This window comes from Undibacterium sp. Ji83W, assembly GCF_049340385.1.
Taxonomy (GTDB): Bacteria; Pseudomonadota; Gammaproteobacteria; order Burkholderiales; family Burkholderiaceae_D; genus Undibacterium.
The window spans coordinates 234,574-246,027 of sequence record NZ_JBMPOZ010000004.1; the positions used below are offsets into that span (position 1 = coordinate 234,574).

General features: G+C 51.6%; 11 protein-coding genes. 7 read left to right on the plus strand and 4 right to left on the minus strand.

Annotated features, from left to right (window positions below):
• Positions 1-47: 47 nt before the first annotated feature.
• Both ACO0LD_RS10095 and ACO0LD_RS10100 read right to left on the minus strand, forming a co-directional pair.
• Positions 48-1,382, minus strand: coding sequence for an alpha-amylase family glycosyl hydrolase (locus ACO0LD_RS10095; protein ID WP_423006274.1), 1,335 nt, complete (start codon positions 1,380-1,382; stop codon positions 48-50).
• A 215-nt stretch (positions 1,383-1,597) separates the two neighbouring features.
• A complete protein-coding gene (locus ACO0LD_RS10100) occupies positions 1,598-3,940 on the minus strand; it encodes a DEAD/DEAH box helicase (protein ID WP_423006276.1) in 2,343 nt (780 codons plus the stop codon).
• A gap of 213 nt (positions 3,941-4,153) precedes the next feature.
• Between ACO0LD_RS10100 and ACO0LD_RS10105 the strand changes: the two genes are divergently transcribed.
• Positions 4,154-4,546, plus strand: a complete 393-nt coding sequence (locus ACO0LD_RS10105) for a hypothetical protein (protein WP_423006278.1) — start codon at positions 4,154-4,156, stop codon at positions 4,544-4,546.
• A 30-nt stretch (positions 4,547-4,576) separates the two neighbouring features.
• Here ACO0LD_RS10105 and ACO0LD_RS10110 read toward each other — a convergent pair whose 3' ends face one another.
• Entirely contained in the window at positions 4,577-5,485 is a 909-nt protein-coding gene (locus ACO0LD_RS10110; protein ID WP_423006280.1) for a LysR family transcriptional regulator, read from the minus strand.
• A 200-nt stretch (positions 5,486-5,685) separates the two neighbouring features.
• On the opposite strand from ACO0LD_RS10110, the gene ACO0LD_RS10115 reads away from it, so the two are divergent.
• The 6 genes from ACO0LD_RS10115 (at position 5,686) to ACO0LD_RS10140 (ending at position 11,175) form a co-directional block, all read left to right on the plus strand.
• Positions 5,686-6,915: a M48 family metallopeptidase gene (locus ACO0LD_RS10115; protein ID WP_423006282.1), complete on the plus strand. Its 1,230-nt coding sequence runs from the start codon at positions 5,686-5,688 to the stop codon at positions 6,913-6,915.
• A gap of 93 nt (positions 6,916-7,008) precedes the next feature.
• On the plus strand, positions 7,009-7,668 hold the full coding sequence (locus ACO0LD_RS10120) for a TIGR00266 family protein (RefSeq protein ID WP_423006284.1): 660 nt from the start codon (positions 7,009-7,011) through the stop codon (positions 7,666-7,668).
• A gap of 9 nt (positions 7,669-7,677) precedes the next feature.
• Positions 7,678-8,358, plus strand: coding sequence for a TIGR00266 family protein (locus tag ACO0LD_RS10125; protein ID WP_423006286.1), 681 nt, complete (start codon positions 7,678-7,680; stop codon positions 8,356-8,358).
• Between the two features lie 12 nt (positions 8,359-8,370).
• A complete protein-coding gene (locus ACO0LD_RS10130; RefSeq protein WP_423006288.1) occupies positions 8,371-9,441 on the plus strand; it encodes a TIGR00266 family protein in 1,071 nt (356 codons plus the stop codon).
• 605 nt (positions 9,442-10,046) lie between these two features.
• The gene (locus tag ACO0LD_RS10135) at positions 10,047-10,814 is read left to right on the plus strand and encodes an SDR family oxidoreductase (RefSeq protein WP_423006290.1); all 768 of its coding nucleotides are present in this window, start codon (positions 10,047-10,049) and stop codon (positions 10,812-10,814) included.
• Positions 10,815-10,869: 55 nt separating this feature from the next.
• Positions 10,870-11,175 (plus strand): NIPSNAP family protein, encoded by a 306-nt coding sequence (locus ACO0LD_RS10140; protein ID WP_423006292.1) that lies wholly within the window; start codon positions 10,870-10,872, stop codon positions 11,173-11,175.
• A 7-nt stretch (positions 11,176-11,182) separates the two neighbouring features.
• On the opposite strand, the gene ACO0LD_RS10145 is transcribed toward ACO0LD_RS10140, so the two are convergent.
• Positions 11,183-11,377 carry a hypothetical protein gene (locus tag ACO0LD_RS10145; RefSeq protein WP_423006294.1) on the minus strand — a complete coding sequence of 65 codons (195 nt, stop codon included), beginning with the start codon at positions 11,375-11,377 and terminating at the stop codon, positions 11,183-11,185.
• Positions 11,378-11,454 lie beyond the last annotated feature (77 nt).

Sequence of the window (11,454 nt, forward strand, 5' to 3'; positions counted from 1 at the left end):
ATTAACAATAGCAAACCGCAGCCATTGTGGCTGCGGCTGGCCTGCTTTTACTTGACCAATACCTTGTATTCCCAAGGCTTGAATTCAATTTTCTGGCCTTGTTTAATGGCTTCTTTCTTGCCGGTGAACAGATTGCTGAGTCCAGCCGCAACTGGCTTGTTCAGGCTAAAGTTTTGCGTTTGCCCACTCAGGTTAAAAATACCGACAACCTGATTACCTGCCTTGCTGCGTGAAAACACATAGATGGACGCATCGTTCGATGTGGCTATGCGCACCTGCTCGGCACCCGCCGTACCATTCCACAAAGCCTGATTGGTTTTCTTCAACTGGAACAGCGTGGTGTAGATTGCCTTATAAGGATGGTCTTGCCATTTGATGGGGTCGCGTTCAAAGAATTCCAGGCGCTTGGTATTGCCAGCCTCCTGGCCTGAATACAATAGCGGCATGCCTTTCAGCAGATTCGACAAGACCAGGAAGTTTTCTGCACCATCGCCCAGACGTTCAAACTCTGTACCTTCCCAGGAATTCAGATCATGGTTGGAGGTATGCAGCATGCGATAAGCGTTGGGATGAAATTTCTTTTCCGGCCCAGCCATATAAGCTGCCAGGTCATTGGCGTTTTTCTTGCCCTTGGCAATCTCGCCAAACAAGTCCTTGAGCTGCCATGCATAAGTCATGTCAAAGGCTTTTTCATGCAAGTCTGTAGCCTCAGCTTCTGCCAGCATGAAAACAGGTTTGACCTTGTCCAGCGCTGCCCGCGCCTCGTTCCAGAAATCGGTTGGCACCATCTCGGCGACGTCACACCGGTAGCCATCGATTCCGTATTCGGTCAGCCAGAATTTCAGCGCATCGATCATCTCTGCGCGTAACTGCTTGTTGGCATAATTGAGTTTGATCACATCCTGCCAGTCAGGCACAGGCGGGACGAATTCGCCTTTGTCATTTTTCAGGTAGTACTCAGGATGGGATGTAACCCAGGGATGGTCCCAGGCAGTGTGATTGGCGACCCAGTCTATGATGACCTTCATGCCTTGCGCATGAGCGGCATCTACCAGGTTCTTGAAATCTGCAGGCGTACCAAATTCTGGATTGACGCCCTTGTAATCGCGCACCGCGTAATAACTACCCAGCGTGCCCTTGCGGTTTTTTTCGCCGATAGGGTTGATCGGCATGATCCAGATGATGCCTACCCCCATCTTTTTCAGTTCAGGCAGGTATTCCTGAAAGCGCTTGAAACTGCCTTCAGGTGAATGCTGACGGATATTCGCTTCGTAAATCGTGGCATTCTTGCTCCATGCTGGATGCTTCACCGCGCTGGTGGTTTGTGCAAGTACGGTCATGGATAGCAGGCTTAGTAAAGCCAGACTAGCAAGTTTTTTCATGTTGTCGTCTCTTTATTGATTTATGTAGTTAAGATACATCAATAAAAAGGCGGCTTCAAGATAATTGGAGCAAAAATGAATATCCAACAATAAATTCAATACATAAATTTGTAGTTTAAATACAATTTATAGTTTGAAGGTGGCAATAAAAAACCCCGCATGAAAGCGGGGTTTGGCTTGCGAGTTAACTCAATGAGAACTCAATGAGTACTCATTCAGGCTTTAGGGCCTTTGCGATGTGGCTTGGCTGCTGCTGGTTTGCCTGCTCCATAGCCTTTGGCTTTTTCTGTCACGCGGCGATCACCACCAGCTTTCTTGGGGCCAAAAGGTGATGGCTGGTTTACTGGCAACGGCTTACGCACATGGTCTTCACCGACCGGGCTGATCTGGATTTGCTTGCCTGCAACCCAGACGCCTTTCAACTGTTTCAGCAATTCCTTGGGCATGCCATCTGGCAGGTCCAGCGTGCTGTAGTCGTCGAAAATATCGATACGGCCTATGTGCTTGGCTTCGAGGCCAGCTTCATTGGCGATAGCGCCGACAATATTGCTGGGGGTAACAGCGTCAGCTTTGCCGACTTCGATACGGTAAGTCAGCATGGGGATGCTGACCTTGCCTTTGCCGTCGGCCTTGTCTTTCTTAGGCTTGGCCGGACGCTCTTCATCAAGAGGCTCGCGGGCAGCACGGTCTACTACCTGGTTCAGTTTGCTGCCTGGTGCTGCTTCTGCTATGCGGGGTGCACGTTCGCGAGGCGCCTCTTCACGCGCAGCACGTGGAGCCGGGCGGGATGATGAAGCACTGCTGCCATTGCCTTTTTCTGCACTGATGCGCAGAGCCTGACCGGCAACACGTACTGAACTCAGGTGTTCCATCATGTCGCCAGGCAGATTGTCTGGCAGATCAAGGATGGTGTAGTCATCATAGATATCGATACGACCGATGAACTTGGATTCGATATTGGCTTCATTGGCAATCGCACCAACGATATTGCCGGGCTTGACGCCATGATCATGGCCAACCGCGATACGGAAAGTCTGCATGCCAGGCTCTGGCGTGCGCGGGCTGTGTTCGCGGCGTGCGCCACGGTCTTCACGCGGTGCGCGTTCAAATCTGTCACCTCTGTCGCCGCGATCATTTCTATCGCCTCGGTCGCCTCGGTCGCCTCGGTCGCCACGTTCAGCACGGGCAGGACGCTCATCGCGCCAGCTATCGTCAGTCTTGGCTTCTTTACGGTTTTTATCGAGCAGCAAAGGTTCATCGCCACGCGCCATTTTGGCCAGCGCTGCAGCAATTTCCACTGCAGGGATATTTTGTTCGCGTTCAAAATCTTCGATCAGAGAAGTGAATTCTTCCAGGCCGCCTTGTGCAAGCGTGGCAGTAATCTGATCCTTGAAGCGAGCGATACGGACATTATTGACAGTCTGTATGGTCGGCAATTCCAGTGGTGACACTGGCTGGCGCGTCGCCCGTTCAATCGCTTTCAACAAGTTCTTTTCGCGTGGTGTGATGAACAGGATGGCTTCACCACTGCGGCCAGCACGGCCAGTACGGCCTATGCGGTGGGTATAGCTTTCAGGGTCATACGGTACGTCATAGTTGATGACGTGGCTGATACGCTCTACGTCCAGACCACGGGCAGCAACGTCAGTGGCGACCAAAATGTCGATCTTGCCGTCTTTCAGTTGCTGGATAGTGCGTTCGCGCTGCTGCTGGTTGATGTCACCATTGATGGCGGCTACCGAGAAGCCTCTTGCACCCAGCCTGGCTGCCAGTTCTTCTGTACCCAGTTTGGTACGGGCAAAAATGATCATGCCGTCGAAAGTCTCGGCTTCCAGTATGCGTGTCAGGGCATCCAGCTTGTGCATGCCGCTGACCAGCCAGTAGCGCTGGCGTATATTGTCGGCAGTGCCGGTCTTGGCAGCGACTGTTACTTCTGCCGGTTTGTTCAGGTAAGTCTGGGCGATGCGTTTGATGGCAGGGGGCATGGTGGCCGAGAACAATGCAGTCTGGCGGCCTTCCGGGGTTTCTTGCAGGATACGCTCTACGTCATCGATAAAGCCCATGCGCAGCATTTCATCGGCTTCATCCAGCACCAGGGTTTTCAGCGCGGATAAATCCAGCGTACCCTTGTCCAGATGGTCAATCACGCGACCTGGCGTACCCACCACAACATGCACACCACGGCGCAGGGCAGAGAGTTGCGGGCCATAGCTTTGACCGCCGTAGATAGGCAAGACATGAAAGCCGGGGATATGGCGAGCATAGGTCTGGAAGGCTTCAGCGACCTGTATTGCCAGTTCACGCGTTGGTGCCAGCACCAGCGCCTGTGGCGTAGTCTGGCGAATATCGATGCGCGACAGGACAGGCAGGGCAAAGGCAGCGGTTTTGCCAGTACCGGTCTGGGCCTGGCCCAGGACGTCACGGTTGGACAGCAAAATCGGGATGGTGGCTGCCTGTATCGGCGATGGTGTTTCATAGCCTACATCCTGCAAGGCGCGCAGAATAGGCGCACTCAGTTGCAGGTCTTCAAAGGTAATCGGAGGTGTGTTTTCTGACATGGCGATGCTCGCTCGTTCTTTCGTATCGCAGGATGCGACAAGATGGTTATCCCCACAGTTTACTCTTCTACGTCAATCTCAGGGAATTTTCCTGCCCTGAGGCTTGGCGGCAAATGTGCCAGGCATTTACTTATAAAGTATATTTTTGATACTATTGAATATGCTTTTGATACTCAATGTTGAATAAACCGGACTCACAAAACCCTGCACAGCATGAAAAAAACTCTTTTATTGGCATCCATCCTCATCTGTCTTGGAAGTACAGCGTTCATTGCCAGCGCTGCTGATTTTCCCTCTGATACCATTCGTCAGCATGCAAAAAATACCAAAGTCGATGTGCTTTTGAAAATCTCGTATGAGACTGAAGATCAGGCCAATATGGAAGCATTCCGCAAAGCACTTGCCGATCAAAAGCTCAATTACACGATGGAACAAACGGAAACAAAATATGACAACAAAACCACTTCGCAAAAATGGAAAATGCAAGTCAGTCGCAAAGTAGATCCCAAAGATAATAATGCCGACCAACTGGTCAGCAGCTTGCATGAATCCGTGAAATCGAAGACTGGAAGCTTCTCCTGGACGATAGCGACAACACCAAAGTAAGTGCTTGTTTCCTGTGTCTATATCATCAACTTACTTCATAAAATCGATGAAAGCCCGCAAAGCTGCCGACTGATGACGGCGGCTTGGGTAGTATAAATAGCTGCGCTCAGGTGCTGGCCACCAGTCTTCCAGTACATATTGCAATTGCCCCTGCTGCACCAGTTCATCCGCATAACCGGAATAGGTGTAGCAAATCCCGGCACCATCAAGGGCAACCCGCGTCACCACATAGAAATCATCAAACACCAGCGCGCCAGTTGTGGCAACCTCCATCTTTTCTTGCCCGCGCTGGAATTCCCAGCGATACCTTTGCCCGCTAGGGAAACGAAATTGTATGCATTGATGTTGCAATAAATCATGGGGCGTTGCAGGAACCCCATGTTTTTGCAAATAGGCAGGAGAAGCACATACGACAAAACGGACTTCCGGCCCTACCGGGATCGCCACCATGTCCTGCTGCAGGCTTTCACCAAAACGCAGGCCAGCATCAAAACCCTGTTCAACGATATCGATGAGCGCATCGCTGCTGACGATTTCCAGTTCCACCTCAGGATAAGCTGCATGCCAGGCTGCCATCAGCGGTGCCAATGTGAGTTGCGCAGCAGGGCGTGGCACGTTCAGGCGCAGGCGTCCTACCGGTTTATCGCGTAGTTCATTCAGGCTTTCCAGCGCACTCTGGATTTCTTGCAGCGCCGGTTGCAGGCTCTGCAGCAAGCGTTCACCTGCCGGTGTCAGGCTGACGCTACGGGTGGTCCGCTGCAATAAGCGCATGCCCAGCCTTTTCTCCATCTTCGTCAACGTGTGACTGAGGGCGGAGGCGGTGACTTGCAATTCTTGCGCAGCCTGGCGGAAGCTGCGGCATTCGGCAACGCGGGCGAAGGCCAGTAAATCATTCAAGTCTGGTGACATGGCAAGAGCCCTTTGATTAATGATCTGCATTATATCGGCACAGGGAAACATAATACTTGGAGGCGATGCGCTAACAGCCTCACCCCACTGCGTCAATACCATGTTTTGTCAGGTTTAAAAACTTAAACAAAAAATACTGATCGCTGATTTATAATTCTGACGCCCTGACTAAAATTTGCTCGCCTCGTCAGCAAGCAATAGACAGTTTTTTATATTACTTCAGGACCAAAATGGATCTTGCTTCCAGCAAATACCCTTGCCACGCTTTTCACGCATCCCTGCCAGGTGGCCGGGATACCGGTGAACTGAGCCTGTCGCAACTGGGCGTCAGTTATCAGGTGGCATCTTTGCTGGGTACCCTGCCATTTGCGCAAATGGAACTGACACTGGGTGGAGCGGCCAATAAACTGGTCTTCATCAAACATGCGCACAAACCCGATCTGGTGCTGTACACCAGTGACCTGAGCATATTGAAAAATCCTGTTCTGCTGGCCCATCCTGAATGTTCGCGCCAGATATCTGCGCTGGGCCGCAAACGCGCCTATGGCTGGGGTGTGCTGATAGGCTTTAGCCTGTTGCTACTGGCTGTACCGGTGGGTTTGATGTGGCAAATGGATACCATGTCCGCCTATGCCGCCAAACAGGTGCCAGTGGAATGGGAAGAAAAACTTGGTGCCAGCGTCGCCGCTCAGGATGATCTGAAAAACCGGCGCATGGCCAAAGCCGAGGCAGATGCCGTGCTCAAGCCATTGACTACTCCCCTGCTGCAAGCCTTGCCAAATTCGCCGTACCGCTATTCTATTTCCATCGTCAATGACAGCAGCACCAATGCCTATGCCCTGCCAGGTGGCTATGTCGCCATCCATTCAGGCTTGATCCTCAAGGCGGGTAGCGCGGAAGAATTGCTGGGCGTGCTGGCGCATGAAATCAGTCATGTAGAAGAACGTCATGGCACACGCAATATCATCGGCAATGCCGGGATTTACCTGGTTGCCAGTGCGGTGTTTGGCGATGTCAGCGGCTTGCTGGCGGTCTTCAGCAACGCGGCACCCATGCTGTTGAGCCAGCAATATTCACGCCACTTTGAAACCGATGCAGATGAAAAAGGCGTGTTGCTGTTAAAGCGCGCCAAAATCAATCCGGCAGGCTTGCCAGCCTTCTTTGAACGCATGATTGCAGAAGAAAAAGCCGCACTGGAAAAAATCGACAACAAGCAGGCGCGTGAAGCCTACAAGCAAGCCATGGGTTTGCTCAGCACTCACCCCACCAGCGAAAAACGCATGGCGCATTTGCGTGAACTGATCGGTAAATCCGAGGGGACGGGGGCGTATATCAATCAGGAAGCTGCCTTCAAGGATTTGCAGGAAGCTGTCAAAAAATTTGTCGCCAAGTCTCCCGTAACTGAACCCAAAGTACCTGCACCAGCATCACAAGAAAAACCACCAGCAACGCAGTCCTGAAAATTAAATAAGAATTTCACAAAATTGCCCAAGCCAGAAACTGCAGCGCAGATGGGGCGATTTTGAGAGGTTCTACACAAAGAGGAGTTAGTAGTGAAAACCAATATCAAGGGAGGCCATGCCTTCTCCTACGTCGAGGTAGAACTCGCACCCGGCGAAAGCATCATGACGGAACCGGATGCCATGTCCAGCATGGATGCCAGCCTGGATTTGACGGCGCATTTCAATGGTGGATTGATCAAGGGTTTGCTGCGCAAATATCTGGGTGGGGAATCGCTATTTATCAGCCGCTTTAACAATGCCACTTCTGCGCCACGCAGCATGACCATCGTGCAGCCCATGCCTGGTGAAATCCTGTGCAAGGAACTCAATGATGAAGTGTATTACATGCAGCCTGGTGCTTTTCTCGCGTGTGAAGAAAGCGTCAAGATAGGCCTGGGTTTTGCCGGTTTCGCCTCCTGGATTGCGCGTGAAGGCCTGTTCCGCATCAAGGTCAGCGGTCACGGCAAGGTCTGGTTTGGTGCCTATGGCGCATTGCTGGAAAAAGAAGTGAATGGTGAATACATCGTCGACACCAGCCATCTGGTGGCCTACGACCCATCATTACGTCTGAATTTGCAACTGGCGGGCGGCCTGTTTTCCAGCTTCTTTGGCGGTGAAGGCCTGGTAACGCGTGTCAGCGGCAAAGGCAAGATCATCATCCAGACACGCAGCATTTCCAGCCTGGCTGGTTGGCTCAATCCAAAATTGTAAGGACGCATCATGCACGTAGAATTAGTCAATCAGCCTGGCAATACCGCTGCCAAAGTCAGCCTGCGTCCCGGTGAAGTCTGCACTGCCGAATCCGGTGCCATGCTGGCCATGAGCAGCAATATGCAAATCACCACGACCACCCATAAAAAACAGGGCGGTTCATTACTGAAGGCTGCCAAGCGTTTGCTTGGGGGGGAATCCCTGTTCCTGAATCACTTTGAACCACAGAATACGCCAGGCGAAGTATGGTTGGGTACAGACCTGGCCGGTGACATGCTGGTAATGCCACTGGACAACGATAACCTCATCGTCCAGGGTGGCTCTTTCCTGGCATGTGATGAAGGCATAGAAGTTGACCTGGGCTGGCAGGGTTTCAAATCCATCTTGTCTGGCGAAAGTATTTTCTGGCTCAAGCTCAAGGGCAAGGGTACGGCGGTCCTGTCTTCATTCGGTGCCATTTATCCTATAGAAGTGGATGGTGATTACATCGTTGATACCGGCCATATTGTCGCTTTCAGTGAGACATTGCAATTCTCCATCACCAAAGCTGGCAAGAGCTGGTTGCAATCCATACTCGGTGGCGAGGGCATGGTCTGTAAATTTTCTGGCCGTGGCACAGTCTGGTGCCAGTCGCATAATGAAAGCAGCTTTGGCAGCCTGCTTGGCCCCGAACTCAAAGCCCGCGGATAAGGACAAAAAGAAATGAATAACACGATGATAGATATCGTCCTCACCGGTGAACTGGCTGAAGGCATCAGTTTTGAACAGGCTTGCGCCACGGTGGAAAAACTGTTCAAGCTCCCGGCGGAACAAGCAAAACAATTACTGGAAACCGCGCCCAGAGTCATCAAGCGTGGACTCGATAGGGAGACTGCTGAAAAATACCGCCAGACCATAGAGAAAAATGGTTTGAAGGTGATTTTCAAAAGCGATGATGCGGCAGCAAGCATTGAGCCAGCAGCACCGGCACCAATATCTGCAGTTGCACCAGCAATTGTAGCTACAGCCCATGTCGAAGCAACACCACCAGCCATAGTCAAACAAGAAGCCGTTGCCATAACGAATACAAGCAGCGTGGCACCAGCGCAGCCAGTAGCATTAACCGAATTCTCCGGCCTGAAATTCAAGATTGATGGCAGCCCTGATTTTGGCTTTGTCACAGTCCAGTTACCACCCGGACAAATGTTGAAAGTGGAAGCCAGCGCCATGGCCACCATGGACACCAATCTGGTCATGAAGACCAAGATGAAAGGCGGCATCTCACGCATGCTGTCAGGTGAAAACCTCTTCCTCAATGAATTCACTGCTGAAAACGGCCCTGGCGAAATCGGCATCGCCCCAGCCACACCCGGCGACCTTATCCACCGCTATATGCGCGGCGAAACCCTGTACCTGCAAAGCGGTGCCTTTGTCGCCAGCACCCCAGGCATCAACATAGAAACCAAATGGCAGGGTTTCACAAAAGGCTTCTTTTCCGGCGAAAGCCTGTTCCTGATCCGCGCCACCGGCGAAGGTGACCTCTGGCTCAACAGCTACGGCGCCATCATAGAAATCGATGTCAAGGACGGCTACGTCGTCGACACCGGCAACATCGTCGCCTTCACCGAAGGACTGGAATACAGCATCAGCAAAGTCGGCGGCTACAAGTCTTTATTCTTCTCCGGCGAAGGCTTCGTCTGCCGCTTCAAGGGTGAAGGTAAATTGTGGATACAGACACGCAGCGTTGGCGCGTTTGCTGGTTGGGCTGGGAAGTATCGACCGTCGAAGGATTAAGGAGTAAGGCGTCGAACGCCTGCTCAATTGACATCTGCGAAATTTGATTGATGCTCGTGTTGACGTTGCCTTTGACTTTTGCAGTTCCCATGTGTCGACGCCGTTTGTGCAGTACAGAAAATGGAAATAGAAGAGCCGCTGTTTGAGCGAAGCGAGTTTCGGATCTTCCCATTTTTTGTACTGCACAAACGGGCACCCCCTTTAGGGGGCGGCGACGCCTGGGTCGCCTTTTTGGCACACCTTTTTGGCGAAGCAAAAAGGTATGTAGCCGCCGGTCTACCACCGGCCGGCAATCTTAAAATACGTGCGCACGTATTTTAAGATCAAGTACGTAAAACAATACGGTTCTGAAATTAACTCACACAATAATTTGCAGCGAACGCCGCTGGATTCCTGCCAAAACCACGCAGGAATGACGTTAATAAAATTATCCCAAGTTCAATGTCTAATCAGCCTGGTCAGGTGCTGGGACAAGGTACTTGGCACACAGAACACCATTGCCAATTACTGAAATTCAGTCACTAATCTCATGAGAAAAACATGGATTGTTTCACCAATCCCTATCGACCATACTGCCATTTCCACCCCTTCACAGGAGAACCGAAATGTCAGCAATCACAAATGAATTCCAGGACCAGATCATCGTCATCACCGGCGGCTCCTCCGGCATAGGCCTCGCCAGCGCCCGGGCATTTATCAATGCCGGTGCCAAACGCATCTACATCACTGGCCGTTCAAAAACCAGATTAGAACAAGCCAGAGAAATTCTCGGCAATAAAGTAATCCCGATTACAGCAGATGTCGCCAGCATCAGTGACCTGCAAGCACTGCATGACAAGATAGCTCAGCAAGGTGACAAAATAGATGTCCTGTTCGCCAATGCCGGCATCGCCAATCACAACCAGTTTGGCAACACCACAGAAGTGGAATTTGCCACGACCTTCGACACCAATGTCAAAGGCCTGTTCTTCACCGTGCAAAGCTTGCTGCCTTTGATGAAGCCCGCTTCTGCCATTGTCCTGAACGCCTCTATCGCTGCCAGCAAGGGCATGCCCAACCTGAGTCTCTACAATGCCTCAAAAGCTGCAGTACGCTCGTTTGCGCGTAGCTGGGCGAATGATCTCAAGGACAGGAAGATACGGGTCAACACCATCAGCCCTGGCGTCACCAGGACACCCATCATGGAAAATGGCCTGGGCATGAAAGAAGAAGACATCGCCAACTTCTCTGCCTATCTGGCTGATGCCGCACCAGCAGGGCGCATGGGCAGGCCGGAAGAAATCGCAGCTGCCGTACTGTTTCTCGCATCAGCAACAGCCAGCTATGTGAATGGTGTGGAACTGGTTGCAGATGGCGGGCTGATCCAGGTTTGATGTCTGTACTGATATACAGGTAAGATAGCTGCTCTTACACTTCCAGATCAACTTCATGGTCACCTGCTATCTGCGCTACATCATCGATCCCGCCAAACTGAAAGAGTTTGAACATTACGGCAAACTCTGGATACCCTTGGTGAACAAGTTTGGCGGCCAGCACCATGGCTATTTCCTGCCTTCTGAAGGCGCGAATAATGTGGCGCTGGCACTGTTCAGCTTCCCCAGCCTGGCGGCGTATGAGCAATACCGCATACAGATGATGGATGATACTGAATGCCAGGCAGCGTTCAGATATGCTGACGAACACAAGTGCATCATAAGCTATGAAAGAAGTTTTTTCAGGCCGGTGATGAGCTAATAAGGAGCTAGTCCAGATTGCCCATCGCGTTCGCCATGAAGACGACCAGAACGATGGGCAGCCAGGTAAGCAGCATTAACACCGCAGCACTGATCGCGGTGAATTTACCGCGTTTTTCTGGTGGCACTTCAAGCAAAACCGGTGCGCCCAGATACAGCAGGTAAATGCTGTAGATACTGGCCAGAAAATTGATCGCAAGCACCGCGATCAGATTTTCTGTGACTCTGTCAATGCATAGTACACGCTACGTGCCAGGTTCATTTTTTATACTGATCAAAG

Bases quoted from the DNA above. Each gene is read 5' to 3' on its own strand.
- ACO0LD_RS10125 (WP_423006286.1), top strand. From the start codon at position 7,678: ATGCACGTAGAATTAGTCAATCAGCCTGGCAATACCGCTGCCAAAGTC.
- ACO0LD_RS10100 (WP_423006276.1), bottom strand. From the start codon at position 3,940: ATGTCAGAAAACACACCTCCGATTACCTTTGAAGACCTGCAACTGAGT.
- ACO0LD_RS10140 (WP_423006292.1), top strand. From the start codon at position 10,870: ATGGTCACCTGCTATCTGCGCTACATCATCGATCCCGCCAAACTGAAA.
- ACO0LD_RS10115 (WP_423006282.1), top strand. From the start codon at position 5,686: ATGGATCTTGCTTCCAGCAAATACCCTTGCCACGCTTTTCACGCATCC.
- ACO0LD_RS10105 (WP_423006278.1), top strand. From the start codon at position 4,154: ATGAAAAAAACTCTTTTATTGGCATCCATCCTCATCTGTCTTGGAAGT.
- ACO0LD_RS10110 (WP_423006280.1), bottom strand. From the start codon at position 5,485: ATGCAGATCATTAATCAAAGGGCTCTTGCCATGTCACCAGACTTGAAT.
- ACO0LD_RS10130 (WP_423006288.1), top strand. From the start codon at position 8,371: ATGAATAACACGATGATAGATATCGTCCTCACCGGTGAACTGGCTGAA.
- ACO0LD_RS10095 (WP_423006274.1), bottom strand. From the start codon at position 1,382: ATGAAAAAACTTGCTAGTCTGGCTTTACTAAGCCTGCTATCCATGACC.
- ACO0LD_RS10135 (WP_423006290.1), top strand. From the start codon at position 10,047: ATGTCAGCAATCACAAATGAATTCCAGGACCAGATCATCGTCATCACC.